Origin of the sequence: Streptomyces stelliscabiei (assembly GCF_014873495.1) — a bacterium.
Classification (GTDB): domain Bacteria; phylum Actinomycetota; class Actinomycetes; order Streptomycetales; family Streptomycetaceae; genus Streptomyces; species Streptomyces bottropensis.
The window spans coordinates 5,016,920-5,043,752 of the sequence record NZ_JADBGF010000001.1; the positions used below are offsets into that span (position 1 = coordinate 5,016,920).

At 72.8% G+C, this 26,833-nt stretch carries 18 protein-coding genes, 1 tRNA gene and 1 riboswitch; of the genes, 9 read left to right on the forward strand and 10 right to left on the reverse strand.

The window, feature by feature from the left end; all coding sequences use genetic code 11:
- The first annotated feature begins 84 nt into the window (after positions 1-84).
- Positions 85-2,718 (forward strand): RICIN domain-containing protein, encoded by a 2,634-nt coding sequence (locus H4687_RS22125; protein ID WP_046919192.1) that lies wholly within the window; start codon positions 85-87, stop codon positions 2,716-2,718.
- Positions 2,719-2,782: 64 nt separating this feature from the next.
- On the opposite strand, the gene H4687_RS22130 is transcribed toward H4687_RS22125, so the two are convergent.
- Positions 2,783-4,453, reverse strand: a complete 1,671-nt coding sequence (locus tag H4687_RS22130; RefSeq protein WP_046919191.1) for an ATP-binding SpoIIE family protein phosphatase — start codon at positions 4,451-4,453, stop codon at positions 2,783-2,785.
- Between the two features lie 213 nt (positions 4,454-4,666).
- Positions 4,667-6,031 carry an NAD(P)/FAD-dependent oxidoreductase gene (locus H4687_RS22135; RefSeq protein WP_046919190.1) on the reverse strand — a complete coding sequence of 455 codons (1,365 nt, stop codon included), beginning with the start codon at positions 6,029-6,031 and terminating at the stop codon, positions 4,667-4,669.
- A 481-nt stretch (positions 6,032-6,512) separates the two neighbouring features.
- On the opposite strand from H4687_RS22135, the gene H4687_RS22140 reads away from it, so the two are divergent.
- Both H4687_RS22140 and H4687_RS22145 read left to right on the forward strand, forming a co-directional pair.
- Positions 6,513-7,313, forward strand: coding sequence for a TetR/AcrR family transcriptional regulator (locus H4687_RS22140; RefSeq protein WP_046919189.1), 801 nt, complete (start codon positions 6,513-6,515; stop codon positions 7,311-7,313).
- Between the two features lie 279 nt (positions 7,314-7,592).
- On the forward strand, positions 7,593-9,491 hold the full coding sequence (locus tag H4687_RS22145; protein ID WP_192781702.1) for a sigma-70 family RNA polymerase sigma factor: 1,899 nt from the start codon (positions 7,593-7,595) through the stop codon (positions 9,489-9,491).
- A 135-nt stretch (positions 9,492-9,626) separates the two neighbouring features.
- Here the strand turns inward: H4687_RS22145 and H4687_RS22150 are convergent, their stop codons facing one another.
- Complete coding sequence (locus H4687_RS22150) at positions 9,627-11,720, reverse strand: asparagine synthase-related protein (RefSeq protein WP_192781703.1); 2,094 nt, start codon at positions 11,718-11,720, stop codon at positions 9,627-9,629.
- Positions 11,721-12,434: 714 nt separating this feature from the next.
- Here H4687_RS22150 and H4687_RS22155 point away from each other — a divergent pair.
- From H4687_RS22155 to H4687_RS22170, 4 genes are all read left to right on the forward strand, one after another.
- Positions 12,435-13,859 (forward strand): hypothetical protein, encoded by a 1,425-nt coding sequence (locus H4687_RS22155; protein ID WP_046919012.1) that lies wholly within the window; start codon positions 12,435-12,437, stop codon positions 13,857-13,859.
- Positions 13,860-13,979: 120 nt separating this feature from the next.
- A complete protein-coding gene (gene lhgO, locus H4687_RS22160; RefSeq protein ID WP_046919011.1) occupies positions 13,980-15,191 on the forward strand; it encodes an L-2-hydroxyglutarate oxidase in 1,212 nt (403 codons plus the stop codon).
- A gap of 164 nt (positions 15,192-15,355) precedes the next feature.
- On the forward strand, positions 15,356-16,225 hold the full coding sequence (trmB, locus tag H4687_RS22165) for a tRNA (guanosine(46)-N7)-methyltransferase TrmB (protein WP_078907210.1): 870 nt from the start codon (positions 15,356-15,358) through the stop codon (positions 16,223-16,225).
- A gap of 103 nt (positions 16,226-16,328) precedes the next feature.
- The gene (locus tag H4687_RS22170) at positions 16,329-17,660 is read left to right on the forward strand and encodes a PrsW family intramembrane metalloprotease (RefSeq protein ID WP_046919009.1); all 1,332 of its coding nucleotides are present in this window, start codon (positions 16,329-16,331) and stop codon (positions 17,658-17,660) included.
- Between the two features lie 80 nt (positions 17,661-17,740).
- Here H4687_RS22170 and H4687_RS22175 read toward each other — a convergent pair whose 3' ends face one another.
- The 5 genes from H4687_RS22175 to H4687_RS22195 all read right to left on the reverse strand — a co-directional run bounded on the left by H4687_RS22175 (position 17,741) and on the right by H4687_RS22195 (position 23,000).
- Complete coding sequence (locus H4687_RS22175; protein ID WP_046919008.1) at positions 17,741-18,685, reverse strand: aldo/keto reductase; 945 nt, start codon at positions 18,683-18,685, stop codon at positions 17,741-17,743.
- A gap of 199 nt (positions 18,686-18,884) precedes the next feature.
- Entirely contained in the window at positions 18,885-19,946 is a 1,062-nt protein-coding gene (locus H4687_RS22180; protein WP_046919007.1) for a M23 family metallopeptidase, read from the reverse strand.
- A 10-nt stretch (positions 19,947-19,956) separates the two neighbouring features.
- Positions 19,957-20,118: riboswitch (cyclic di-AMP (ydaO/yuaA leader) on the reverse strand.
- Positions 20,119-20,391: 273 nt separating this feature from the next.
- Positions 20,392-21,504, reverse strand: a complete 1,113-nt coding sequence (locus H4687_RS22185; protein WP_050398380.1) for a PP2C family protein-serine/threonine phosphatase — start codon at positions 21,502-21,504, stop codon at positions 20,392-20,394.
- A gap of 151 nt (positions 21,505-21,655) precedes the next feature.
- Complete coding sequence (locus H4687_RS22190; RefSeq protein ID WP_046920286.1) at positions 21,656-22,315, reverse strand: GTP cyclohydrolase II; 660 nt, start codon at positions 22,313-22,315, stop codon at positions 21,656-21,658.
- Positions 22,316-22,460: 145 nt separating this feature from the next.
- Entirely contained in the window at positions 22,461-23,000 is a 540-nt protein-coding gene (locus tag H4687_RS22195) for a MarR family winged helix-turn-helix transcriptional regulator (protein ID WP_046920287.1), read from the reverse strand.
- A gap of 156 nt (positions 23,001-23,156) precedes the next feature.
- Here H4687_RS22195 and H4687_RS22200 point away from each other — a divergent pair, with 156 nt between their 5' ends.
- Positions 23,157-24,314: a dihydrofolate reductase family protein gene (locus H4687_RS22200; protein ID WP_050398381.1), complete on the forward strand. Its 1,158-nt coding sequence runs from the start codon at positions 23,157-23,159 to the stop codon at positions 24,312-24,314.
- A 145-nt stretch (positions 24,315-24,459) separates the two neighbouring features.
- Positions 24,460-24,533: transfer RNA gene (locus H4687_RS22205), tRNA-Met, on the forward strand.
- A 366-nt stretch (positions 24,534-24,899) separates the two neighbouring features.
- On the opposite strand, the gene H4687_RS22210 is transcribed toward H4687_RS22205, so the two are convergent.
- Both H4687_RS22210 and H4687_RS22215 read right to left on the reverse strand, forming a co-directional pair.
- Positions 24,900-26,105 carry an FtsX-like permease family protein gene (locus tag H4687_RS22210; RefSeq protein WP_046917419.1) on the reverse strand — a complete coding sequence of 402 codons (1,206 nt, stop codon included), beginning with the start codon at positions 26,103-26,105 and terminating at the stop codon, positions 24,900-24,902.
- On the reverse strand, positions 26,102-26,800 hold the full coding sequence (locus tag H4687_RS22215; protein ID WP_046917418.1) for an ABC transporter ATP-binding protein: 699 nt from the start codon (positions 26,798-26,800) through the stop codon (positions 26,102-26,104). The genes H4687_RS22210 and H4687_RS22215 overlap by 4 nt, the downstream gene beginning before the upstream one ends.
- Positions 26,801-26,833: the final 33 nt, after the last annotated feature.

The following is a 26,833-nucleotide window of genomic DNA, read 5'->3' on the forward strand; positions in this document are numbered from 1 at the left end:
GTGACCACAAGGAAGCGGATTCGGTCACAGCGGTGACCGGATTCGCTCTACCTCTGGTCAATGGCTGCAAGGAGCACCCTTCCCATGAACAACCCCACGAACGGCGGACGGCGCGGTCGGCACCGTCGGCGGTGGACCGCGACCGGTCTGGTGCTCGGTGTGCCGGCCGTCCTGGTGCCGTATCTGCTGTTCGCGCAGGAGGACTCGCAGGCGGCGACGGTCGAGCACGACGCCTTCTACCGGCTGGTGTCGGTGCGCAGCGGCAAGGTGCTGGACGTCGACGGGTACTCCACGGCCGACGGCACCCGTATCCAGCAGTGGACCGATCAGAACACCTCCAACCAGCAGTGGAAGCTGAAGCCCGCCGGGGGCGGCTACTACGAGCTGGTGAACCGCAACAGCGGCAAAGTGCTGGGCATCAGGGGCAATTCGACCGCGAAGTCGGCCGCCGCCGAGCAGCAGACCGATAGTTCGGCCAAGTCGCAGGAATGGCGGGTCGGCGAGGTGGGCGGTTCCGGTGCCATCACCCTCACCTCCCGTGGGAGCGGCCAGGTCCTCGGCGTCTCGGGTGGTTCGGCGGCCGAGGGCGCGGCCGTCGTGCAGGCTCCTGGCACGGGTGGCGCCGGTCAGCGGTGGAAGCTGGTCAAGGTCTCCGGGAACGGCGGGGCGCGGACGGCGGGCACGTCGTACGTGTGGCAGAACGCCCAGGTGGTGGGCGGTGGTTACGTCACCGGTCTGGTGTTCAACCAGAAGGAGAAGGGCCTGCTGTACGCGCGCACCGACATGGGTGGCGCCTACCGCTGGGACACCGGGGCCGAGCAGTGGATCCCGTTGACCGACTGGGTCGGCGAGAAGGACTGGAACCTGCTGGGCATCGACTCGGTGGCCACCGACCCCGTCGACCCCAAGCGGCTCTACCTCGGCGCGGGCACCTACACCAACGACTGGGCCGGCAACGGCGCGATCCTGCGCTCCACCGACCGGGGCCGCACCTTCAAGCGCACCGAACTCCCCTTCAAGCTGGGCGGCAACGAGGACGGCCGAGGGGCGGGCGAGCGGCTCGTGATCGATCCGTCGGACCACGGCACCCTGCTCCTGGGCACCCGCAAGAACGGCCTGTGGCGCAGCACCGACTACGGCGCGAACTGGAAGCAGGTCTCCTCGTTCCCGGTCAAGGACGGGGCGGGCAGCGGCGCCGGCATCTCCTTCGTGACGTACGGCCCGGCCGGCAGCAGGACCATCTACGTCGGTGTCGGCGACAAGTCCACCTCCCTGTACCGCTCCACCGACGGCGGCGGCACCTGGCAGGCGGTTCCCGGCCGGCCCGCCGGCCAGCTGCCGCAGCACGGTGTGGTCTCCGGCGACGGCTCGCTGTACGTGACGTACACCGACGCCCTCGGCCCCAACGGGGTGACGGGGGGCTCGGTATGGAAGTACGCGCCGGCTCGCGGGACGTGGAAGAACATCTCCCCGTCCCAGGGCGGTTACGGCTTCTCCGGTCTGGCCGTCGACCCGCGCAAGCCGTCCACGGTGATGGTCACCACCCTCGACCGCTGGTGGCCGGAGGACGAGCTGTACCGGTCCACCGACGGCGGTGCGTCCTGGAAGGCACTGGCCGACAAGTCGGTGCGCAGCGCCTCCGCCGCTCCTTACGTCGGCACCCACACCGGGCACTGGATGACCGCCCTGGCCATCGATCCCTTCAACTCCGGTCACGTGCTGTACGGCACCGGCAACGGCATCTGGCGCAGCAAGGACGCAGGCGCCTCGGACAGCGGCGGCACCAGCCACTGGAGCATGGGCGCCCGAGGACTGGAAGAGACCGCGCTGATCGACGCGATCGCCCCTCCCGGCGGTGCCACCGTCATCACCTCCATGGGTGACCAGGGCGGCTTCCGGCACGACGACCTGACCAAGGTGCCCTCCGGGCGGCTGAAGAACCCGATGATGACCAACAGCACCGACATCGACTTCGCCCAGTCCAAGCCCTCGATGATGGTCCGCGTCGGCCGGGGCGGCGCGCAGGACGGCGCCTACTCCACCGACGGCGGCAGCAACTGGACCGGCTTCAAGGCAGAGCCGGTGGCCGGTGCCCAGGACGGCCATGTCGCCCTCGCGGCGGACGGCTCCGCCATCGTCTGGACCCAGGCCGGTGAGGCCCCGTACCGCTCGACCGACAAGGGGGCGAGCTGGTCGAGGGCCGGCGGCCTGGGCACCGGCGCGGTGGTCGTCGCCGACCGCTCCTCGGCCGGCACCTTCTACGCCCTGTCCGGCGGCACGCTCTACGCCAGCACCGACGGCGGCGCGACCTTCACCGCCCGCGCCGGCAACCTGCCCTCCGGCCGGCTCACGGCCGTCCCCGGCGTCGCCGGGGACCTGTGGATCGCGGGCGGCGGCAAGGGGCTGCTGCACTCCACCGACGGCGGCCGCACCTTCACCACGCTCAGGTCGGTGCAGTCCGCCTCCGCCCTCGGCTTCGGCAAGGCCAAGCCGGGCACCGGCTACCAGGCCCTCTACCTGATCGGGACCGTCAAGAACGTCACCGGAGTCTTCCGCTCCACCGACAAGGGCGCCACCTGGCTCCGCGTCAACGACGACGCCCACCAGTGGGGCAGCATCGGCGGCACCGGCGTCATCACCGGTGACCCCGACACCTTCGGCCGCGTCTACGTCGGCACCAACGGCCGCGGACTCCAGTACGGCACCCCGCTGTCCTGACGTACCGCCCCCGGGGCCCGGGTCCGGGCCCCGGGACAGGACGGCCGAGGACCCCTGCCGCCGCTCAGGTCGCGCGCGGCAGGGCGAACTCGCACCACACCGCCTTGCCTCCGCCGGGCGTGCGGCGGCTGCCCCAGTCGGAGGCGATGGATCCGATGATGGCGAGGCCCCGGCCGGACTCGTCGGCGGGGTCGGCTCTGCGGCGGCGGGGGAGGTGGTCGTTGCCGTCGGTGACTTCGACGATCAGACGGCGGTCGGTGCGGCGCAGGCGCAGGCGCATCGGCGGGGTGCCGTGCTGGAGGGAGTTGGCGACGAGTTCGCTGGCGGCCAGGACGCCCAGGTCGTGGAGTTCCGGGGGGAAGCGCCAGCTGGTCAGGACGCCGGAGGCGAACGCGCGGGCGCGGGGGGCCGCTTCGACACCGCCGAGGAGTTCCAGGGCGGCGTTGCGGAAGAGTTCGCCGTCGGGGCCGACGCGGGCGGGGTGCTGGAGGACGAGGACGGCCACGTCGTCGTCGTGGTCGGCGGTGACTCCGGTCGAGCGGACGAGGCGGTCGCAGACGACCTGCGGGGTGCCCGTGGCACCGGACAGGGTGCGCTCCAGGGCGGCGATGCCCTCGTCCAGGTCCTCGTTGCGCCGCTCCACGAGTCCGTCGGTGTAGAAGACGGCGGTGGCGCCGGGGCCGAGGGGGATCGAACCGGACGCGTGGGTCCAGCCGCCGGTACCGAGCGGAGGGCCGGTCGGTTCGTCGGCGCGCAGGACCGTGCCGCTCTCGTCGCGGACGAGGATGGGGAGGTGGCCCGCGGAGGCGTAGACCAGGCGGCCCTCGTTGGGGTCGTGGACGGCGTAGGCGCAGGTGGCGATCTGGTTGGGGTCGATCTCGGTCGCGAGACCGTCCAGCAGCTGGAGCACCTCGTGCGGGGGCAGGTCGAGGCGGGCGTAGGCGCGGACGGCCGTGCGGAGCTGGCCCATGACGGCCGCCGCGCGCACGCCCCGGCCCATGACGTCGCCGATGACGAGGGCCGTGCGGCCGCCGCCGAGGGTGATGACGTCGTACCAGTCGCCGCCGACCGCGGTCTCGGTGCCGCCGGGGTGGTAGACGGCGGCGATGCGCAGGTCGTCGGGCTCCTCCAGCTCCTGGGGGAGGAGGGAGCGCTGGAGGGTGACGGCGGTCTCGCGCTGGCGGCGTTCGCTGGCGCGGAGGCGTTCGGCGGCCTCGGCGTGGTCGGTGACGTCGGCGGCGAAGATCAGGACGCCGCCGTCGCTCTGCCCGGCTCCGCCCGGGACGGCGACGGGGGTGCAGGTGATCGTGTAGCTGCGGCCGCCGGGGGCCTTGCGGGACTTGACCGTGCGGGGCTTGGAGCTGCGCAGGACCTGGTCCAGGAGCGGGAGGAGGCCGAGGGCGTCCAGCTCGGGCAGGGCCTCGCGGGCCGGTTCGCCGAGCGGGCGGGAGCCGAAGGCCGCGGCATAGGCGTCGTTGACGTAGGCCGTGCGGTGGTCCGGGCCGTGGACGAGGGCGACGAGGGCCGGGATGCGGTCGAGGATCTCACGGGTCGGGAGGTCGTCGACGGCGGGTACGGCGGGCGGGTCGTCCGGGGGGTCGTCGGTCTGCCGCTCGACGCGGGCCGCGGGCACGGAGCCGTCCCCCCGCCGGTCCGGGGTGACCGTGTGTTCGGTCCGCGCTGCGGCGCGGCGCTGCGTACCGGGGAGCCGGGCGCTCCAGCGCGTGAAGTTCACCGAATCCTTGCCTCGTGCCTCGTGTCGTCGTCTGTGGCCGGCTCCGGATCCGGCCGTGGCCCGGGGGTTGCCCCGGGTGCGGCGGTGGGGGACGCCTGGTCGTGGGTACGTGTGGGCGGGGGACGCCCCGTCCGGGATCATGGATCACGTCGCGGACCAGTCTGGCCGACATCCGTCAGACGTCGGCCCGGGCGGTGGAGTTCCTGGATCCGGTCAGGACGACCCCTTCGGGTCCTCCGGGGGCTTACCACCGGCCGCGAGTTCGAACTCCGCACGAGGATGTTCGAGTGATCCGAGCGAGACGATCTCCCGTTTGAAGAGGCCGGAGAGGGTCCATTCGGCGAGGACGCGGGCCTTGCGGTTGAAGGTCGGCACCCGGCTCAGGTGGTACACGCGGTGCATGAACCAGGCCGGGTAGCCCTTGAGCTTCCGCCCGTAGACGTGTGCGACGCCCTTGTGCAGGCCCAGGGAGGCGACCGAGCCCACGTACTTGTGGGCGTACTTCTCCAGGGGCTGGCCGCGCAGCGAGCGGGTGATGTTGTCGCCGAGGGTGCGGGCCTGGCGTACGGCGTGCTGGGCGTTGGGGGCGGTCTCCTTGCCGGGTTCGGCGGTGACGTCGGGGACGGCGGCCGCGTCGCCCGCGGCCCAGGCGTGCGCGACGCCCTCCACGGTCAGCTCGGCGGTGCACTTCAGCCGGCCCCGCTCGTTCAGCGGGAGGTCGGTGGCGGCGAGGACCGGGTGCGGCTTCACGCCGGCCGTCCAGACGACCGTACGGGTCGGGAAGCGGGCGCCGTCGCTGAGGACGGCGACCCGGTCGGCGCACGACTCCAGGCGGGTGTGCAGGCGTACGTCGATGTTGCGGCGGCGCAGTTCGGTGACCGTGTAGCGGCCCATCTCCTCGCCGACCTCCGGGAGGATGCGGTCGGAGGCCTCCACGAGGATCCACTTCATGTCCTCGGGCTTCACGTTGTGGTAGTACCGCGCGGTGTAGCGGGCCATGTCCTCCAGCTCGCCGAGCGCCTCCACGCCGGCGTAGCCGCCGCCCACGAAGACGAAGGTCAGGGCGGCGTCGCGGATCGCGGGGTCGCGGGTGGAGGAGGCGATGTCCATCTGTTCGATGACGTGGTTGCGCAGGCCGATGGCCTCTTCGACGGTCTTGAAGCCGATGGCGTAGTCCGCGAGCCCGGGGACGGGCAGGGTGCGCGAGACGGAGCCGGGGGCGAGGACGAGTTCGTCGTACGTCAGCTGCTCGGCCTCCGTGCCCTCCTCCTCGGTGGCGAGGGTGTCGAGGGTCGCGATGCGTTTGGCGTGGTTGATCGCGGTGGCCTCGCCGATGACGACCTTGCACCGGTCCAGGACGCGGCGCAGCGGCACGACGACATGGCGGGGCGAGATGGAGCCCGCCGCCGCCTCCGGAAGGAAGGGTTGATACGTCATATAAGGGTCGGGGGACACGACGACGATCTCGACCTCGCCGCGTCCGAGTTCCGGTTTCAGCTGTCGCTGCAGACGCAGCGCTGTGTACAGCCCGACGTATCCGCCGCCGACGATGAGAATGCGCATCGGTTCCTTCACCATCCCATGACGCACCTTGCTCGCTGGTTTGTCCACAGGCCCGGCAATTTGTGTGACCGGTCTCCACAACCGCGCAGGGATGGCCGATTCGCCGACGTGTACGACAGATGTGCAGGTCAGGTGGTGTGAGCCGGGTGACAGGAGGGGGCGCAAAACGGACGTAAACGGCCCGTACGCTGATCGGGGGGCTCTCCGTGCGGAACGTGCCCCTTCTGAATTGACTCCCTCTCAACTATGTTCGTGTGTCGACGGGGTGTAGGGGGGATGCGTTCAAGAGGTTCGGTCCGGTCCGGGGTCGAGGTCGTGGATCTCGGGTTCGGGTCCGCTTTCCGGGCGGTCCGCGACGGGCGGGCCTGCGCGGGGACCGGGTTGCCGACGGAGGAAATCGGTGACCACCGAGGACCTTGGACGCTCGTTCCGCCGCTCCGGCTTCCGATGACGGGGAGAGTCTCCGGGGGGAGACGTCATTACCGGGGGAACATGTATGCATATTCAGGAGTCCCATTGGTCGTCCGCCTCCACCATCGCACCCGGTGGTGCGATCGGCTCGGCGGGCGGCAACGGACGCGGTGACGGAGTGAGGTCCACTCCGCTCCGCGTGGACGCACAGCGCAACCTCGAGCACGTGCTGCGCGCGGCGCGCGAGGTGTTCGGCGAGCTGGGGTACGGCGCGCCGATGGAGGACGTGGCCCGCCGCGCGCGGGTCGGTGTCGGCACGGTGTACCGGCGCTTCCCGAGCAAGGACGTCCTGGTCCGCCGGATAGCCGAGGAGGAGACGTCTCGGCTCACCGAACAGGCCAGGGTGGCGCTCGGGCAGGAGGAGGACCCGTGGCAGGCGCTGTCGCGGTTCCTTCGGACGTCCGTGGCCTCCGGCGCCGGGCGGCTGCTGCCGCCGCAGGTGCTGCGGGTCGGGGTCGCCGAGGACGGGTCCGACGACATCGGCGGGATCCTCGCGGACGAGGCGCGGGTGCCGCAGCAGCGGGTGCAGCCGACGACCGAGCTTCGGCTGGTCCCGGCGGATCCGGGTGCGGGTGGTGCCGTGGGCGCCGCCGGTCCCGGTGGGCTCGCGGACGATGCCGGGGCTTCGGCACTGCTCGAGGTCGTGGGGCAGTTGGTGGAGCGGGCCCGGGGCGCCGGTGAGCTGCGCGAGGACGTGACCGTGGCGGATGTGCTGTTGGTGATCGCCACGGGTGCGCCGGCACTGCCGGACGCGGCGCAGCAGGCTGCCGCGTCGGCTCGGCTGCTCGACATTCTGCTGGAGGGGCTGCGGTCCCGGCCGTCGTGATCGTGGCCGGGTGACGTTGCGCCTCAGGGGCGGTGCGGGGTGGTTCATTCACCCCGCACCGCCCCTGCTTTTCGCTGCCCCGGGGGCACTGCACCTTCGGCCCCGCCAGGCAGAGGTTTCGGGGCGTGGGTTACTCATATGGGTGAATGGTCGTACCGAGGTCTGGGAAGCCCCCTCGGACGAGTGGTATGCCCGTAGTGCCAGGGACTGAACAAAAGCCAATATGGCACTCTGCCCTGGTGTTGGGGACTGGGTCGGCCGGCGGCGGGGGCTTCCGCGATGGGCGTTGACGGGCGGGGCGAGCCGAAGCCGGAGACGGCGGCCGGGGCGGAGACGGAGCCTCAGGTGCCCGCGCAAGGGGGCCGCGGGGTTCCGGCTCAGTGGGACCGGCTGGATTCCGGGGTCCTGCCACCGCGGGCGCCCGCCGACGCCGATCTGATCGACTGGATGCGGTCGGGGGACGACTCGGCGTACGAGGAGCTGTACCGGCGCCACGCGGAGGCCGTACGCAGGTACGCGCGTACCTGTTGCCGGGACACCCATACCGCCGACGACCTGACGGCCGAGGTCTTCGCCCGGATGCTGCAGGCGGTCAGGGGCGGCTCCGGACCGGAGCACGCCGTACGGGCCTATCTGCTGACGTCCGTGCGACGGGTCGCCGCGACGTGGACGAGTTCCGCCAGGCGGGAGCGGCTGGTCGACGACTTCGCGGTGTTCGCGGCACAGGCCTCGCGCGGGGCCGGCGCGTCGGACACGGACACGCTCGACCTCGGCGCGGACGTGCGGGCGATGCACGAGGCCGAGCGGTCGATGGCGATGCGGGCGTTCCGTTCGCTGCCGGAGCGGTGGCAGGCCGTGCTGTGGCACACCGAGGTCGAGGACGAGTCGCCGAGCGAGGTCGCCACCCTCTTCGGCCTCGACGCCAACGGGACCCGGGTGCTGGCCAGCCGGGCCCGCGAGGGGCTCAAGCAGGCGTATCTGCAGGCCCATGTGAGCGCCACGCTCGCCGGCGACCCCGGCGAGTGCGGGCGCTACGCCGACCGGCTCGGGGCCTACGCCCGGGGCGGCCTGCGGACGCGGGCCGAGCGGGGCCTGCGCGCGCATCTGGCGGAGTGCGCGGCGTGCCGGCTGGCCGCCGGGCAGATCAAGGACGTCGCGAGCGGGATCCCGGCAGTCGTACCGGTCGCGGTCATCGGCTGGTTCGGCGCCGCCGGGTACGCGAAGGTCGCCGTGCTCGTCGCCGGGGGCGCGGGGGCCGGGGCGGCCGGTGTCGCCGGCGCGGCAGCGGCGGGCGGGGGTGCCGGCGCGGCGGGTGCGGGTGGCGGGGCCGCCGCGGAGGGGCTCGGCGCGCCCGCGAAGGCCGGGATCGCGGTGAGTGTGGTCGGGATGGTCGCCGCGGCGGTGGCGCTCGCGCTGACGGGCGGCGACGTGCGGCCCGAGGAGCCGCTGGCCAGGCCGTCCGCCTCCCGGCCGGTCGGGGTCGCGCCGGAGCCGGAGCCGTCGACGCCGCGGGACGGGCCCGTGCCGGGCGCGCCCGCGGTGGTGGTGCCGATGTCCAGGCCGTGGCCGGCGCCGAAGCCGTCGCCCTCGACCTCGCCTTCGCCGTCGCGGGCCGTGGCCCCGGCACCGGCCACGCGGCAGACGCCCCCGCCCACGCCGGACCCGACCCCGACTCCCGCGCCCCCTAAGGCGTCCCCCACACCGACCCCGACGCCCCCTCCCCCGGCTCCGCCCGCTCCCCCCGCCGTCTACCCGTGGAACGAGCTGCGGTACGGCATCCTCGGCGACGGCACCGAGCCGGAGATGCGGCTCGGGGAGAGCAGCTGGGTCTGGCAGCGGTACGGGATGTCGATCGCCGGGAAGCGGTACGGCGACGGGGTGACCGTGCACGGCCGCTCCTCCGTGACCATCGATCTCAACCGCCGCTGCGCCGCGTACGACGCGTTCGCCGGCGTCGACGACCTGACGCACGGCCTCGGCGAGGTCCGCTTCTCGGTCTACGGCGACGGGGTTCGGCTGTGGCGGTCCGGGCCGCTGCGGGGCGGGGGGCCGGCGGTCCCGGTGCATGTGGAACTCGGCGGGCGGGAGACGGTACGGCTGGTGGTGGAACCGCACGGTCGCCCGTACGAGCTGCCGGTGTTGGCGGACTGGGCGGAGTCGCGGTTCAGCTGCGGGTGAGGGGGCGGGGGTCCGTCGTGGGACCTCCAGGGGCTGCCGCCCCCGGGCCCCCGCGGGGTGGGAGGGGTGCTGACGAGCGTTCGTAGGTGCGGGAGCGTCGTGGCTTGTCGCGCAGTTCCCCGCGCCCCTAAGCGGTCATGCCTGTCTCGCTGTCGCCCCCGTGCCCAGGGCGCCTCTTTGGGGGGTGATGCCGGCCGGTACCGCGCGTTGTCTGGCGGGGGTGCCTGTCCAGCAGGTGCCTCTGCGGGAGAGGAGGCGGCGCAGCCAGAGTTCGAGGGCGACCAGGTCGGCCAGGCCGTCGAGGGGGAGGGGTTCGCCCTCGGCGGCGGCGCGGAGGGCCTTGCGGACGACTCGGGCTTCGACGAGGCCCGCCTGGGCGAGCAGGGGCGTGTCGAAGAGGGTGATCAGGGTGTCGGCGGCCACGCGCAGGCCGGTACGGGCGGCGGCATGGGAGGTGGCGTGGGAGGGGGCGCCCCAGCCGGGTGGGAGGTCGGTGACGCCGGCGCCCTCCAGGACCGTTCGGAGGATCGCGGCGCGGGCGCCCGGCTGGACGCGCAGGGCCTCGGGGAGGGTGCGGCAGGCGCGGACGACCTGGTTGTCGAGGAAGGGGGTGTGCAGGCGCTGCGAGCGGATCTCCGCCGCCTGTTCGAGGATGCGGACGTCCGCCGCGTGCCGGGCCAGAGCCGCGCGGGCGCGGACGTCGCCGGGGCGCTGGCCGGGGCCGACGGTGGAGCGGCCCGTCGTCGCACCCAGGCGAATCGATACTTCTGCCAGAGCCTCGCCCGTGAGCCAGCGGGCGGCGGGGCCGGGTCTGGCCCAGGTGAGCGCGGCCAGGGACGCGCCCACCGCGCCCCCGGGCTCCTCGAAGCGGCGCTGCATGAGGCGGTCGGCGAGGACCTCGACGCCGACGCGGTACGGGGTGCGGGCCAGCTTCCGCGCTGCGCCGTAGACGCGCGCGGGGACCATCACCGAGCCGTCGGCCTTGGCGAGGGCGGCGACCGGCCGGACCAGATGGCGGCGTTTGCGGTCCATCAGGAGGTCGGCGAGGCGGGCGGGGTGGGCGTCCAGGACCTGGCGGGCGCCGTAGCCGGTGAAGTGGTCCGCACTGCCGGAGGCGAGACGGGCGCGGTGGCGGGCGGCCGTCACGAGGGAGGGGCCGGGCTCGTCGGTCAGGGGGACCTCGAGGTCGGCGTAGGGAAGCATCTCCTCGCCGCCGGTGACGATGACGTGGTGGAGGCGGGGGTTGGCGGCGAGGGTGCCCGCGCGTTCCAGCTCGGTCTCGCGGCCTGCGGTGACCAGGTCGTTGAAGGTGACGGCGAGGAGGCGTTCGCCGGCGCCCGTGCCGTGGCCGAGGACCGTGCCGGGGGCGCCGGGCAGACCGGCGGCGAGCAGGGCGAGGGTGCCGGAGGCGGGGCCGCCGGAGACGTCGGCGCCGATGCCGGGGACGGGCATGCCGCGGGCGGCGCGGCGCTCGGCGGGTCCCATGCCGGGGACCGGTCCGGGATCGACGTCGGGTACGTGCCGGGGGGCGGCGAGGCGGACCCGTACGGACTCCACCAGGGCGTCGCGGACGGCGTCCACCGCGCGGTCCGGGTCGGCGGCGGGCGCGGCGACGGCGAGGGAGGCGACCGGCTCGTAGCCGGCGATCTCTCGCGCCCCGGCGCGCAGGATCAGTGCGTGCCCCGGAGGAATGCGGCGCACGCCGTCGTACGGAGTGGAGTCCTGGAGGGCGTCCGGTACGTCGGGGGCGGCCAGCAGGGCCGCCAGGTGCCCGAAGTCGAGGTTGGCCTCGACGAGGTCGGCGAGGGGGAGGGCGGCGGTCGCGTACGCCGTGCCGCCCGCCCACGGGGTGTGGAAGACCGGACGGGCGCCCGCGAGGTCACCGCAGACGGTCACCCGGCGGCCGACCTGGACGACGGCGGTGTAGCTGCCGGGCCAGGCGGTGAGGTGGCGCAGGGCGCCGCCCCGGGCCGCGAACAGGCCCACGCGCAACTGCTCGTCGGAGGCGCCGCAGATGCCGAGCACGGCGATACGTGTCTGGGCGTCGGCCTGGACGACCCGCACCTCGTCGGGGCGCCAGTCGCCGACGGCCCACAGCGGGTCGGGGTCGCCCCACAGGAGGTGGGAGCCGACCGGGTGGACGCTCTCGCCGTCGAGTCCGGTCGCGCCGGCGGTACCGAAGGCGGGCGCGCCAGCGGCGGTACTGCTCCATCCCACCAACCACCGCATCGACGCCTCCACAGGCTGTGGACAACCGGTGCACCGTACGAACGGCACCCATGCTGCCACGAAGGAGGCGTACCGGAGGGCGTGTGGTCCTGCTTGTGCACCGGTGAGTGCGCCCCCGGGGAGCCCTGAACGCTCCCCCGCCACCCCCTCAAGTCGCCCTGGACGAGGGGTGGTCGACAGATGTGGACCCCGGGTCTACGACGTGAATGCGCCCCCGGTACGCTCCCCCAAAACACCTAACGCGCCCTCAACAGACGTGGTCGGAGCGGTATTCACCCTCGACGACCACCGTCGATTTTCGGCCAAATCGTCCCCGAAGGGCGAAGTCGGCGCACCCGCCGCACCGCCCCGGATGACGACACAGCGTCAACGCACAGTCCGGGAGGCGGAGTTCGCCCCCCGGACCGGTCCGCCGCCCGCGGGGATGTAGGCGGCGGTGTCCCCCAGCCCACTGGATCCAGTACAGCGGGCCGACCCACGCACCACCATGGAACCGCTCCCCCGATGGCCGGAGTAGAGCGCACGGGCAGGCGCACGGCCACACAGCGGGAGCACATCACCACCCTCCGTGCTGCGCCCGCACTTTCGTACGGACCACAATCCCGCCATCCGGATTTACGCCCCTTAACGCTTGGGATGCGGCGAACTACGCTGGGTTTACGAATGCCGCGTGCCTATGCCGCCGCGGCAGCCGTCTGTTCGAGGGGTGGCTCAATGTCCAGGGAGCAACGCGGGCCGAACGAGAAACTCGGCGCCGTTCTCGCCCTCGCGGGAATCAGCAACGCAGGACTCGCGCGTCGCGTCAACGACCTTGGCGCTCAACGCGGGCTGACACTTCGCTACGACAAGACCTCGGTGGCGCGGTGGGTCTCCAAGGGCATGGTCCCCCAGGGCGCCGCGCCGCATCTCATCGCGGCCGCGATCGGGCAGAAGCTCGGCCGTCCGGTGCCGCTCCACGAGATCGGACTGGCGGACGCGGATCCCGCTCCCGAGGTGGGCCTCGCCTTCCCCCGTGACGTCGGACAGGCGGTGCGCGCGGCCACCGAGCTGTACCGCCTCGACCTCGCCGGCCGCCGCGCGGGCACCGGTGGCATCTGGCAGTCCCTCGCCGGATCGTTCGCGGTCAGCGCGTACGCCACACCCGCCTCACGCTGGCTGATAACCCCGGCCGACAGTTCGGTGGCGCGCGAGGCGGGCTCCGCGGAGGGCTCCGGGTCGCCGCTGAAAGTCGGCCACAGCGATGTGCAGAAGCTGCGCGAGGCCGCCGAGGACGCCAGGCGCTGGGACTCCAAGTACGGAGGCGGCGACTGGCGTTCGTCCATGGTGCCGGAGTGCCTGCGGGTCGAGGCCGCGCCGCTGCTGCTCGGCTCCTACTCCGACGAGGTGGGCCGCGCGCTGTTCGGAGCGTCCGCGGAACTCACCCGCCTCGCCGGCTGGATGGCTTTTGACACGGGTCAGCAGGAGGCCGCGCAGCGGTACTACATCCAGGCGCTGCGGCTCGCGCGGGCCGCCGCCGACGTGCCGCTCGGCGGATACGTGCTCGCCACGATGTCCCTGCAGGCGACCTACCGCGGCTTCGGCGACGAGGGCGTCGACCTCGCGCAGGCCGCGCTCGAACGCAACCGCGGGCTGGCCACCGCGCGCACGATGAGCTTCTTCCGGCTCGTCGAGGCGAGGGCGCACGCGCGCGCGGGCGACGCGGTGGCCGCCGGGGCGGCCCTCAAGGCCGCCGAGGGCTGGCTGGAGCGGGCCCGCGACGGCGACAACGACCCGACCTGGCTGGGCTTCTACGGCTACGACCGGTTCGCCGCGGACGCGGCCGAGTGCTACCGGGACCTCAAGGCGCCGCGTCAGGTGCGCCGGTTCACGGAGCAGGCGCTGTCGCGGCCGACGGAGGAGTTCGTACGCTCGCACGGGCTGCGGCTCGTCGTGTCGGCGGTCGCCGAGCTGGAGTCCGGCAACCTGGACGCGGCATGCGAGCAGGGAGTACGGGCGGTGGAGGTCGCGGGGCGCATCTCCTCGGCGCGCACCACCGAGTACGTGAAGGATCTGCTCCACCGGCTGGAGCCGTACGGGGACGAGCCGCGGGTGATCGAGCTGCGGGAGAGGGCGCGGCCCCTGTTGATGACACCGGCGTGAGCGCTCCGCCCACCTTGGGGCGCCTGGGTCGAGAACGTGACCAGCGCCATGAAGACGGCTTCCGGGTTTGAGGGCATTGTCAGTGGTGCAGTGCACTATCGGAGTCGGGAGGTGGGGCGCGTGCGGAGGCAGGGCGCGTACGACTGCGATGTGCTCGTGGTCGGCGGCGGGATCGTCGGGCTGTCGACGGCGTACGCGATCACGCGGGCCGCGCCGGGCACGCGGGTCACCGTGCTGGAGAAGGAGCCGGGCCCGGCCCGGCATCAGACCGGGCGGAACAGCGGCGTCATCCACAGCGGGATCTACTACCGGCCCGACTCGCTGAAGGCGCGGTACGCCGTCAGGGGCGCCGCCGAGATGGTCAAGTTCTGCGCCGAGTACGGCATCGACCACGCCGTCACCGGAAAGCTGATCGTCGCCACCGAGAAGTCGGAGCTGCCCCGGCTGCACGCCCTCGTACAGCGCGGCCGGGAGAACGGCATCCCGGTGCGGGAGCTGGGCGCCGCCCAGATCGCCGAGTACGAGCCGGAGGTGCGCGGCCTCGCGGCCATACACGTCGGCACCACCGGGATCTGCGACTACGTCGGGGTCGCCCGCCAGTTCGCGCGGGCGTCCGGCGCCGAGATCCGGTACGGCGCCGAGGTCGAGCGGATCGACCGGCGGGCCTCGCTGGGGGTCGCCGTCCGGATCCGGGGCGGCGACGTCGTCCGGGGCCGGGTGCTGGTGAACTGCGCCGGGCTGTACTGCGACGAGGTGGCCCGGATGACCGGGGACGACCCCGGGATGCGGATCGTGCCGTTCCGGGGCGAGTACTTCGAGCTGGCGCGGCCCGAGCTGGTCCGTGGACTCGTGTATCCGGTGCCCGATCCGGCCTTCCCGTTCCTCGGGGTGCATCTGACCCGGGGGATCGACGGTGGCGTCCACGTCGGACCCAACGCGGTGCCGGCGCTGGCCCGCGAGGGGTACGCGTGGGGGACCGTACGGATGCGTGAGCTGGGGGCGACGCTGGCGTGGCCCGGCTCCTGGCGGATCGCCCGGCGGCACTGGCGGTACGGGGCGGGGGAGCTTCGGCGCTCGGTGTCGAAGAGGGCCTTCACCGGGGCGGTGCGGCGGTTGTTGCCGGCGGTCTCGGAGCGGGACCTCGTGCCCACGGCCGCGGGGGTACGGGCCCAGGCCGTGCTCCGGGACGGGACGCTCGTGGACGACTTCATGATCCGGGAGGGAGCGCGGGCGGTACACGTGCTGAACGCGCCCTCGCCCGCGGCGACCGCGTCCCTGCCGATCGGCCGGGAGGTCGGGAGGAGAGCCCTGGCGGCACTGGCCGAGGTCTGAGGGGTTCCCCCGGGACCGGGCCCTGTGGTGCTGTCCGCCGGGACCGGGCCCTGTGGTGCTGTCCGTCGGGACCGGCCCGGCGGTGGCGTTCCGCCGCCCTAGGGGCCCGCCCCAGGGGGTGGGGGAAGCCGGGGCGCTTCGGGGCGCCGTAAAATCGTCTCACTGTGTCTGACTCCGCCGATGCCCCCGAGCCCCGCACCTCCGATGCCTCCCTCCGGCACACCCGGGTCAAGGGTGAGCCGCGCTTTCCCGACGGGCCCAAGCCGGATCCCGCCGGGTCGCACTTCGAGCGGCGGATCAGGAGTTTCCAGCCGCGGCGCAGTCGGGTGACGGCCGGGCAGGCGGACGCCCTGCAGCGGCTGTGGCCCAAGTGGGGGCTCGACATCGACGGTCGGGCGCTGGATCTCGTCGAGCTGTTCGGCGACGAGAAGCCCGTCGTGCTGGAGATCGGGTTCGGGATGGGCGAGGCGACCGCGCTGATGGCCGCCGCCGATCCGGAGACCAACGTGCTCGCGGTCGACGTGCACACACCGGGCCAGGGGAACCTGCTGAACCTCGCGGACCAGTACGGCCTCTCCCATGTCCGGGTCGCGAACGGCGACGCGATCATCCTGCTGCGGGAGATGCTCACGCCCGGCTCGCTGGCCGGACTGCGGGTGTACTTCCCCGACCCCTGGCCGAAGAAGCGGCACCACAAGCGCCGGCTGATCCAGCCGGAGTTCCTCACACTGGTCGCCTCCCGGCTCGCGCCCGGGGCGCTCGTGCACTGCGCGACGGACTGGGAGCCGTACGCCGAGCAGATGCTGGGCGTCCTGACCGCGCACCCCGACTTCGAGAACACCCGGGCCGACGGCGGCTTCGCGCCACGTCCCGACTTCCGGCCGCTGACTCGTTTCGAGGGGCAGGGACTGGACAAGGGTCATGTGGTGAACGATCTGCTCTTCCGTCGCGTACAGCAGCGTGAACAGCAGCAGGAGCCACAGCGGACGCGGAAGTCCGAACACCCCGAACAACCCCCCACCACAGGCGTCTGAAGGCCGGCGCCCAGCACTTGGCGGCCGGTTCGGCGGGCGCGGTCCGGCGGGCCGCACCACGCGCCGTCGCGGGCGGCGCCCCTCCCTCGTTAGGGTCAATGCAATGGCCACCAGTCCCCCCTACCCGACGCGTCCCCCCGGCTTCGCCGACGGCCACGCGTTCAGGCCCACGCGCTGGTGGCAGCGGAAGAGCGTCAGATACACCGCGCTGACGGCGCTGCTCGCGGTCTCCGGACTCGTCATCCTCGCGCTCGTGCGCGAACAGACCGGCACGGAGGGCTTCCTCGTCGGGCTGGGGCTGGCCGTGCTGCCGGTGCCGTTGCTCATGACCGCGTTCCGGTGGCTGGACCGGGTGGAGCCGGGCCCCTGGCGGAACCTGGTGTTCGCGTTCGCCTGGGGGGCGTGTGCGGCGGCGCTGATAGCCATCGTGGCGAACAGCTTCGCGACGCGCTGGATAGCGACGGCCACCGCTGATCCCTCGCACGCGGACACCCTGGGTGCCACGGTCATAGCGCCCGTGGTCGAGGAGATCGCCAAGGCCGCGGCCGTCCTGCTCGTCTTCCTGTTCAGGAGGCGGGATTTCACCGGGATCGTGGACGGGGTGGTGATCGCGGGGTTCACCGCGACCGGCTTCGCGTTCACCGAGAACATCCTGTACCTGGGCACCGCCTTCGGGACGGACCAGCTCAGCGGCGGGAGCGGGCTGGCATCGGTCACCGCGGCCACCTTCTTCGTACGGGTGATCATGTCGCCGTTCGCGCACCCGCTGTTCACCGTGCTGACGGGGATCGGATTCGGGATCGCGGCGGTCTCCGCCGAGTGGCAGCGGGGGCGGCGCGTCCTCGTACCGCTGAGCGGGCTGCTGCTCGCCATGGGGATGCACTCGGTGTGGAACGGGTCGGCGACCTTCGGGGAGTACGGGTTCTTCGCGGTGTACGCGGGGTTCATGGTGCCGGCGTTCGGATTGCTGACGTGGTGGGTGATCTGGGCCCGGCAGCGGGAGTTGCGGACCGTGCGGGAGGCGTTGCCGGCGTACGCGGCCGCGGGGTGGCTGACCCCGGCCGAGCCGTACGTGCTGGGGTCGATGCGGGCGCGGCGGGTGGCGCGGGAGTACGCGGCGCATCACTTCGGGAAGGGCGGGGCCCGGACGATCGCGGAGTACGAGTCGTACGCCACGCGGTTGGCGTTCCTGCGGCACCGGGGGCTGCGGGGGTGGGCCGGCGGTGACTTCGCGCTACGGGAGCGGGAACTGCTGTTCGAGCTGTGGCGGCGGCGTGAGGTGGCCCGCCCGGCCATGGGGTACGCGGGCCGGGACGCCGGGCCCGGGCACGGGTACGGGTACGCCTACGGGTACGGCGGGTACGGGCCCGCCCACGCGCAGCCGGTGGCCCACGGGGTGGCCGCGTACCCGTCGTACAACCCGTATCGGTCCTAGAGCCTGTCGGCGGTCCACGGGCGGGCGGTGCGCCCGTGGTGGCCGCTCACGCGGTCGCCTCGCTCCTCGGGGCGCGTGGGCTACTCCGATGCCTCGGTCAGGCGCCCCAGTTCCTCGGCGGTGAGGGTGAGGTCGGCGACGGCCAGGAGGTCGGGGAGCTGGTCCACGGTGCGCGCGGAGGCGATCGGCGCGGCGACGGTCGGCTGGGCGGCGAGCCAGGCGAGGGCGACGGTGGCGTGGGCGGCGCCGCGGGACTCCGCGATCTCGTCGAGGGCCGCGAGGACCCGCGTGCCGGCCGGGGTTTCGAGATACGCGCCGGCGCCGGCCGCGCGGGGGCTGTCGACCGTCGTGCCGGGGCGGTACTTGCCCGTGAGGAAGCCCTTGGCGAGCGCGAAGTACGGGACGGCCGAGAGGCCCGCGTCGGCGGCGACGGACTGGAGCGGGCCCTCGTAGGTGTCCCGGGAGACCAGGTTGTAGTGGGGCTGGAGTGCCACGTAGCGGGCCAGACCCTCGGCGTCCGAGAAGTCCAGGGAGGCCTTCAGACGTTCGGGGGTGATGTTGGACGCGGCTATGGCGCGGACCTTGCCGGCCTTCACCAGGTCGTCGAGGGCGGTGACGATCTCCTCGACGGGCACCTCGGGCTGGTCGAAGTGGGTGTAGTAGAGGTCGATGTGGTCCGTGCCGAGGCGGGCGAGGGAGGCGTCGGCCGCGGCCTTGATGTTGGCCGCCGTCAGGCCCTGGTACTCGGGGTGCTGGCTCACCTTGGTCGCGATGACCACGTCGTCGCGGTTGCCCCGCGACCTGACCCACCTGCCGATGATCCTCTCGGACTCACCGCCCGTGTTGCCCTCCACCCAGGCCGAGTAGGAGTCGGCGGTGTCGACGAAGTTGCCCCCGGCGGCCGCGTAGGCGTCGAGGACGGCGAAGGACTGGGCCTCGTCCGCCGTCCACCCGAAGACGTTGCCGCCGAGGGAGAGCGGGAAGACCTCGATGTCGGACGTGCCCAGCTTGCGAAGAGAAGTCATGTCCAGCGTCAACCATCGCGGCGGACGCCCGCATTCCGCGTCGGCGTGAACGCCATGTGAAGCCGTGGGGCGGCAACGGGGCGGGGTTCGCGGCGAAAAGCAGTCCCGGACCGCGACGGCCGGCGGCACGCGCGTATGACGAACGCCGCGCGCTCCTCACGGACTCACGCGGCGTCGCTGCTTCCTTCTCCGCCCGGCTCTACGGGGTCAGACCCTTGCTGCGCAGCCACGCCGCCGGGTCGATGCCGCTGGCCGAGCCGCCCGGGTGGACCTCCATGTGGAGGTGGGCGCCGGTGACGTTGCCGGTGGCGCCCACGCGGCCGATGACGTCGCCGGTGGCGACCTTCTGGCCGACGCTGACGCCGATGGAGGACTGGTGGGCGAACCAGATCTCGGTGCCGTCATCGAGGGTGAGGACGGTCTTGTAGCCGTAGGAGCCCTCGTAGCCGGCCTGCGTGATGGTGCCGCTGTGGACGGCCTTGATCAGGGTGCCGGTGGGAGCGGCGAAGTCGAGGCCGGTGTGGTACCCGGAGGACCAGTAGGGGCCGGCCTGACCGAAGGTGGAGGTGAGGGTGTACGAGGAGGTCGGCAGCGTGAACTGCTTGGCGAGGGAGGCGAGACGCTCGGCTTCCTTCTTCGCCGCGGCCTCCTCGGCCGCCTTCTTCTCGGCGGCGGCCTCCTTGGCCTCGGCTTCCTTCTTCTCCTTGGCGGCCAGCTCGGCGGCCTTGTCCGCGGCGGCGGTCTGGGCGGCCTCGGCGGCGGCCTTGTCGAAGGCGTCCTGCTGGGACTCGGCCTGCGCCATGATGCGGGCGCGCAGTGCCTCACCGGCGTCCGCGGTGCCCTGCTCGGTCTCGGCGGCGGTCAGGCCGGCGCTGCTGAGCGGGGTCCTGGAGGCCTCGGGCTCCGGCTCGTCGGCCTCGTCCTCGAAGACCGAGCCGACATTCGGCATGTCGGGCATCGAGATGGACACGGGGGCCTTGCCGGACTGCGCGCTGGCCATGCCGGCGCCGCTGACGGCGGCTATGACACCGACGCCGAGAACGGTGGAGCTGCGGGCGAGACCGCCACGAGCGAGTACGCCGGTCTTCTTGGCGACGCGGTGCCGACCGCGAGCGGGGCGAAGGGAGTCCTCACTGGGATTCCACTCCTGCCAGGGGCCCTCGTTGTCGCTGTTGTAGCTGCCGTAGCCGAACGTCTGGCTCTCGCCGTCACGTTGGTCGGGCACGAACGGGGCTTCGGTCGCGGACCGGTTCGACGCCACGTGGGCGTACTCCTTCCTTCCTCCTCGCCTACCGGGTTAGCTGACGGGTTCGGAGCAGGAAGGTCTCCTACGCGCGTAAACCGGCCGTGCGCACTGCCACGACGGTTTCCGTGCGATTCACCCCAGGGTGGTGGTTCCCCGGTTCCCTTGCGGGATTCGGCGCGTGAGCACGGAGCCGTCTCTTGTGACGGCTGGGACGACCGCGCTGTGTTATCGAACGTTAATAGACGCGAGTACTGCATTCCAAGCTGTTCCGAATGATCGTTCCGTCGCTCGCGGTGGACTTTACGGGTCATGAGGGGTTTAAAACGGGCGAGTTGACTTGCCTCACGAGTAACAAAAGTTCTGACGCCATATCAGCAGGTCTACGGAAGACGGTCGAACAAACACGTTCGGTGACAGGGGAGCCGGGGGAGCCTCCGTCAGCTCCCGCACCTGCCGGATGTCACGGGCGGCGGACCGCCAGGAGGGCCATGTCGTCCGTCGTGCGGTCGCCCGTGTGCCGGCGCACCTCGTCCGCCAGGGTCGTCAAGAGGGCGCGCGGGGCGGAGAAGACCCTGCCGGACAGGCGCTCGGCCGGGTCGTAGAAGGCACCGCACGCGTCCCGCGCCTCGGAGAGGCCGTCCGTGTAGAACAGCAGCGTGGCGCCGGGCGGGAATCCGGCGTCCTCCGCGCGGTCGGGCCAGGCGCCCAGGTCCTCCATCCCCAGCGGGAGGGCCGGCCGCCGGGCGTCCAGGGTGCACAGGGTGCCGTCGGCGAGCAGCAACAGGGGCGACGGATGCCCCCGGTTGACGATCCGGGCGCGCCCGGCCCCGTGCGGGAACTCCGCCAGAACCGCCGTCACGAACCCCTCGTGCTCCACCGCCGCGTCCCGCAGCGCGGCCTCCCGCCTGGTCGTCTCCCGGGCCAGCGCCCGCTCCAGCCGCTGGGCGACCGCTTCGAGCGTCGACTCCTGCTCGGCCGCCTCCCGGAACGCGCCGATCAGCACCGCCACCGCCGACACCGCCCCCAGCCCCTTGCCGCGCACATCGCCCACGATCAGCCGTACGCCGTGGGGCGAGTCCTGCACCGCGTACAGATCACCCCCGATCGACGCCTCCGCCTGCGCGGCCTCGTACCGCGCGGCGATCTCCAGCCCGCCGATCCGCTCCTGCGGCACCGGCAGGACGGCCCGCTGCGCCGCCTCGGCGATCTCGCGGGCGGTGGCGAGCCGGGCGTCGCTGCGGCGGACGAGACGGTTGATCAGTACGGCCAGTACGGCGACGGTGGCCACCGTGGCGATCTCGGTGATCGCGTCCACCTGACCCGTGTCGCCGTAGTAGCCGCGCACCGCGCTGACCCCGGCGACCGAGGCGATCCCGACGATCACCGTGCCGAGCAGCGAGAAGAGCGGGGCCGCCACCAGGGGCGAGGCGGTGAAGAAGGGGACGGCCGTGAACTCGCGCGGGGTGAAGTGGTCGTAGAAGAGGCCGATGGTGATGAGGAGGGCCGGGATGACGCGAAGGAGCGTACGGACGTACGAGAGCCGCCACCCACTCGGCTCCCTCACCCCCGCCACCCCTTCTCGCTGCCCACGGATACAGGGTTTCCGGCGGTGGAGCCCTGGGCTAGTCGGCGGGGCCGAGTGGGCTAGCGGGAGGGCGCCGACAGAAGGGGCCGGCGGGAGGGGCGAGGGGCCGGCGGGAGGGAGTGGGGAGGTGGGCCCGGATTCAGCCCGCGGTGAGTCCCGTCAGCCCCGTGAGCCCCGTCAGCTCCGGGAGGGGGAGCGTGTGCTGGGTCTGGAGGACCTTCGCGCGGAGGTAGCGGACGTTGTGGGCGGTGGTGAAGACGCCGGTGGGGACGCGGTGGCGGACGCCCACGCCCAGGTCGCGGAGCTGCTGCGCCTTGTCCGGGTTGTTCGAGAGGAGGTCCAGCTGGTCGATGCCGAGGGCACCCAGCATCTGGGCCGCCGCCGTGTAGTCACGGGCGTCCTCGGGCAGGCCGAGCGCCGCGTTCGCCTCGTAGGTGTCGAGCCCCTGGTCCTGGAGGGCGTACGCGTCGAGCTTGTTGTAGAGGCCGATGCCCCGGCCCTCCTGGCGGAGGTAGAGGAGGACGCCGCCGCGTTCGGCGATCCGCTCCACGGCCTCGCGCAGCTGCGGACCGCAGTCGCAGCGGGCGGACCCGAAGACGTCGCCGGTCAGGCACTCGGAGTGCAGTCGGACCAGCGGATCCGTGCCGGGGGCGGGGTCGCCGAGGACGAGCGCCAGGTGCTCCTGGCCGTCGACGAGGCCGTGGAAGGTGACCAGTTCGGCGTCTACGCCGTAGCCGTCCTGGAAACGCAGCGGCACCCGGACGCGGGCACGCGGGGTGGCAGCGGGAATGTCGGGCATGCGGGATCTCCGGTCCTGGTGCGGGCGTCGTCATGCTTCAGATTTGAAGCATGACGCTCGGCAGGACTCTAACCCCTGCTTCAAATTTCAAGCAACCTCTTTGGGGATGCCTCACATTCCCGCGACCCGGGAATAAACGCGGGACCTACTCCCCGGACTGACCGGCCTGGCTCGACGGACACGCGCGGCGCCGCCACGGCAGATCGTCGGAGCCGGGGGCCGCCTGCGGGTCCCCGCCCTGGATCGCCGTCGCGATGGACGCGCAGATCTCCTCGAACTGACCGATCTGCTCGGGGCTGAGATGGTCGAAGACGGCCTTGCGGACCGTTTCGACATGGCCCGGCGCCACCCGCTCCAACAGACCCATGCCCTCGTCGGTGAGCACGGCGACGCTGCCCCGCTTGTCCCACTGGCAGTCCTCACGCCGCACCACGCCGTCCTTCTCCAGTCGGGTGACGACATACGTCAGCCGACTGCGCGTGATCTTCTGGTGCTGGGCGAGATCGGTCATCCGCATCCGGCGGTCCGGCGCCTCGGAGAGGGCGGCCAGCACGGAGTAGTAGAGGTGCGGCAGACCGGCCTCCTGCTGGAGCTGCCGGTCGAGCGCGTCCTCCAGGAGCGAGCTGGCGGCCACGTAGGCACGCCAGGCACGCTGCTCGTCGGGGGTGAGCCAGCGGGTCGTCATACGTACAGTGTAGTTATTGTTTAAAACTTGAACCAAGCCCGCCGGAACGCCACGCCGGCCGGACCCACCGCCGAAGTCCCAGCCTCACCGCCGTAGATCCCGTCCTCACCGCCGTAGATCCCATTCTCGCCGCCGTCACCGCCAGGGAGCGCGTCCATGCCCCAGCCCTACGTCCTGTTGTCCGCCGCCGTCTCCCTCGACGGCTTCCTGGACGACACCGGGCCCGAGCGGCTGCTGCTCTCCGGCCCGGCCGACTTCGACCGGGTCGACGAGGTGCGCGCGGCCAGCGACGCCATCCTGATCGGCGCCGGCACCCTGCGCACCGACAACCCCCGCCTGCTGGTCAACTCCCCCGAGCGCCGCGCGGCCCGTGTCGCCGCCGGACTCTCCGAGTACCCGCTGAAGGTCACGGTCAGCGCGTCCGGCGATCTCGACCCGGCGGCCCAGTTCTGGCACACGGGCGGCGCGAAGGTCGTGTACACGACGGACACGGGTGCGGGGCGGCTGCGCGACCTGGGCCTGCCGACCGGCCCGAACGGTGTCGATGTCGTGCCCGTCGGCCCCGAACTGGAGTGGCCCGCCCTCCTCGACCACCTCGCGGTCGTACGCGGTGTCCGGCGCCTCATGGTGGAGGGCGGCGGCCTCGTCCACACCCAACTGCTCCAGCAGGGCCTCGCGGACGAGGTGCAGCTGGCCGTGGCACCGGTGTTCGTGGGCGAGACGGACGCGCCGCGGCTGTTCGGGACGGGCGCGTATCCCGGGGGACCGCGGAGCCGGCTCCGACTGCTGGAGACCCGGCCGGTCGGCGACATCGTCCTCATCCGGTACGCCCCCTCCGTCCCCGGCGTCGGGCCGGCCGTCTCCCCCGCCGACCGCCACTGGCTGGCTCTGGCCTGCGAACTGGCCGCCGCGTGCCCGCCCTCGCGGACCGCGTTCAGCGTGGGGGCCGTCGTGGTCGCCGAGGACGGCACGGAACTGGCCCGCGGTCACTCCCGTGAGGGCGGCGACCCCGTGGTCCACGCCGAGGAGGCGGCCCTCGCCAAGATCGACCCCACCGACCCGCGCCTCGCCTCCGCCACGGTCTACAGCAGCCTGGAACCGTGCGCCCGCCGCGCCTCCCGCCCCGCGCCCTGCGCCCGGCTCGTCCTGGACGCGGGCATCCGCCGAGTCGTCACGGCCTGGCGGGAGCCGGACACGTTCGTCGAGGACGCGGCGGTCGGGAACGCGGTGCTGGCGGCGGAGGGGGCCGTGGTCGTGGTGCTGGGGGAGTACGGGGGGCGGGCGCAGGCGCCCAACGAGCATTTGGTCGGCTGAGCGAGGGGCGGGGCCGGCAAGGCCTGGCGGGGGCCCGACGCCGGCGCGCCGGGGCCCGACGCGGACCTGCCAAACGCCTCGCTCCCGGCCCCCGAACAACCCGTGTGCTTGAGGTCCCGCAGATGGCGTACACTGGTTTCAACGACGCGGGGTGGAGCAGCTCGGTAGCTCGCTGGGCTCATAACCCAGAGGTCGCAGGTTCAAATCCTGTCCCCGCTACTGAAGGCCGAAGGCCGGAATCCGATCAGGATTCCGGCCTTCGGTGCGTCCGGAACCGCTCACCCGCTCACCGCACGGGGGCGGCTCGCAGGGATCCCTGCCCAGGAGGGCCATGGTCAGCGGCTGACCGCGGCCCCGGAGGGTCGTGTTCAGCCGCTGACCGCGAAGACCGTGCCGTCGTCCTAGGCGACGTGGGCCGTGTCGTCGGTCGCCGTGGGCGAGGAGCGGATGTCCGCGCCGATGCGGTATGTCCACAGGGGATGTGCCGGTGTCCGCGCCGAGGGCGTGCACCGAGGTTTCCGCAGCGGTCCGTGGCGGGCGATGGTGTCGCCGAGCGCATCCCGCCCGCGCCGAGGCGACCTTCTCTCAGCTGTGCGCCCGTGCCGTGAGATAGGGGTCGCGACGGAGAACTTCGCGACTGCCGAGAAGGGTGCCGGCGGCCAGGCCGACGGCGGGCAACAGCAGTGCGGCGGCGGCCCAGGCCGGTCCGGGCAGGGCGTCCGTGGGGGAGATGGGCAGACCGAGGAGGTCACTGAGCGGGCCCGCCAGCGCCACGGAAGCGCACGTACCGACGAGCACGCCCACCACGCCGGCCGTCCCACCCGAGATGACCGCCTCCCCGAGCAGGATCCGCCGCAGCTCCGAGCGCCCGGAGCCGAGAATCCGCAGGACGGCGAACTGCCCGACCCGGGCCCGCGTACTGTCCGCCGCACGTACCGACCCGAGCGCGACGGCGCCGACCGCCAGGACCAGCACCCCGACCCGCATCGCGAGATCCGCCACCCCGAACAGACCGGGCAGGTCACGCACCCGATCGGACACGGGTGACGCCGAGAACCCGTCTTTCTGCAGCGCCCTGGTGACGGCGGCCACCTGCCTCTGATGCCCCACCAGCACGACGGCGGACCGCGCGCCCTCCTTCGCACGGAACGTCTCCGACGTCTGCCCGGCTCGCGCCGCGGCCAGCAGCGCGGCAGTGTCCTCAGCGAGATAGGCGACATCGGGACCGTCGGCCTGCCAGGCGGGGTCGTAGAGGGCGGTGACCTGCAGTTCGACGACCTGAGTGGTGCCGGACGCCGCGCCCGTCGCCTTCGTGTACCCGAAGGCGACGGTACGGCCGAGGAGCGGCGCGAAGTCGGTCCCCTGCGCGGCGGCCGGCAGAACGACCTCGTTCCGCCCGAGTCCGGCGGAACCCGCCGGGATCCTCCCCTTCACAACGGGCAGGTCGTCCCCTGGTGTCAGGGTGTGACCGGCCAGGTCGTACGTCCCCTCCTCCTCGGCGTACAGCACGGACGGATAGTCGGCGACGACCCGCCGTACGCCCGGTACGCGGGCGGCCTCCCCCAGCGCCGAAGTCGTCAGTGGCCGGACCGAGGTGTCGCCCTCGAACGAGGACAGTTCGATCTGGGTGAGCCCACCCGACCCCAGCACGTCCCGCTCCACGGCACCCGCGGCGCCGGCGGCCACCCCCGCGGACGTGGTCAGCAACGCGGCCAGAACGGTGAGCATCGGCAGGGCCCTGCGCAGCGAACGAGGGTCACGGGTCCAGGTGTACAGACTCCAACGGCTCATCCGAGGCTCCCCTCACGGGCGCCGCGCAGGCCGGCGGCCGACAGCACTCCCCCGTCGAGCACATGACGCCGGTCGCAGGTCCCGGCGACCGCCGTGTCGTGCGTGACGAGCAGGACGGCCGCACCTCGCTCCGCGCACGAACGCAGCGCCTCCATCACCGAGTTCGCGTTCCTGGGATCGAGACCCGAGGTCGGCTCGTCGGCCAGGATGAGCACCGGCCGCTTCACCGCCGCCCGCGCTACGGCGATACGTTGCCGCTGCCCACCGGAGAGTTCGGTGACCCGGGAGTCGACAAGGTCACCCATCCCCAGATCACCGAGGAGCGCCCGGGCCTCCGTACGGTGCCGGGCGAGCCGAGGGCCGAAGGCGGCGGCCACGTTCTCCCAGGCGTTGAGGAACGGCAGCAGCCCCAGATCCTGCAGGACGATGCCGATCGAGCGCCGCCGCAGCAGATCCCGCTCGGCCACGGTCAGCGCCCCGGTGTCCGTGCCGGTGATGTGCAACGAGCCCGCGGCCGGAGACAGGATCAGCCCGAGAAGGGCGAGCAGCGTGCTCTTGCCCGAACCGGACGGTCCCTCGACAGCGGCCGTCGTTCCCGCGTCGAGGGTGAGGTCCGCTCGGGTCACACCCGCGCCGGACGCGTAGCTGAACGCCAGACCTTCGGTGACGACGGCGGGTGGGGCGGCGGTGTTCATGGGGCGGTGTCCTTCTTCTGGGGTGGGGGAGTC

Coding starts and splice junctions, on each gene's coding strand:
- H4687_RS22125 (WP_046919192.1), top strand. CDS start 85: ATGAACAACCCCACGAACGGCGGACGGCGCGGTCGGCACCGTCGGCGG.
- H4687_RS22135 (WP_046919190.1), bottom strand. CDS start 6,031: ATGGTGAAGGAACCGATGCGCATTCTCATCGTCGGCGGCGGATACGTC.
- H4687_RS22140 (WP_046919189.1), top strand. CDS start 6,513: ATGCATATTCAGGAGTCCCATTGGTCGTCCGCCTCCACCATCGCACCC.
- H4687_RS22145 (WP_192781702.1), top strand. CDS start 7,593: ATGGGCGTTGACGGGCGGGGCGAGCCGAAGCCGGAGACGGCGGCCGGG.
- H4687_RS22150 (WP_192781703.1), bottom strand. CDS start 11,720: ATGCGGTGGTTGGTGGGATGGAGCAGTACCGCCGCTGGCGCGCCCGCC.
- H4687_RS22155 (WP_046919012.1), top strand. CDS start 12,435: ATGTCCAGGGAGCAACGCGGGCCGAACGAGAAACTCGGCGCCGTTCTC.
- H4687_RS22170 (WP_046919009.1), top strand. CDS start 16,329: ATGGCCACCAGTCCCCCCTACCCGACGCGTCCCCCCGGCTTCGCCGAC.
- H4687_RS22175 (WP_046919008.1), bottom strand. CDS start 18,685: ATGACTTCTCTTCGCAAGCTGGGCACGTCCGACATCGAGGTCTTCCCG.
- H4687_RS22190 (WP_046920286.1), bottom strand. CDS start 22,315: ATGCCCGACATTCCCGCTGCCACCCCGCGTGCCCGCGTCCGGGTGCCG.
- H4687_RS22195 (WP_046920287.1), bottom strand. CDS start 23,000: ATGACGACCCGCTGGCTCACCCCCGACGAGCAGCGTGCCTGGCGTGCC.
- H4687_RS22200 (WP_050398381.1), top strand. CDS start 23,157: ATGCCCCAGCCCTACGTCCTGTTGTCCGCCGCCGTCTCCCTCGACGGC.
- H4687_RS22210 (WP_046917419.1), bottom strand. CDS start 26,105: ATGAGCCGTTGGAGTCTGTACACCTGGACCCGTGACCCTCGTTCGCTG.
- H4687_RS22215 (WP_046917418.1), bottom strand. CDS start 26,800: ATGAACACCGCCGCCCCACCCGCCGTCGTCACCGAAGGTCTGGCGTTC.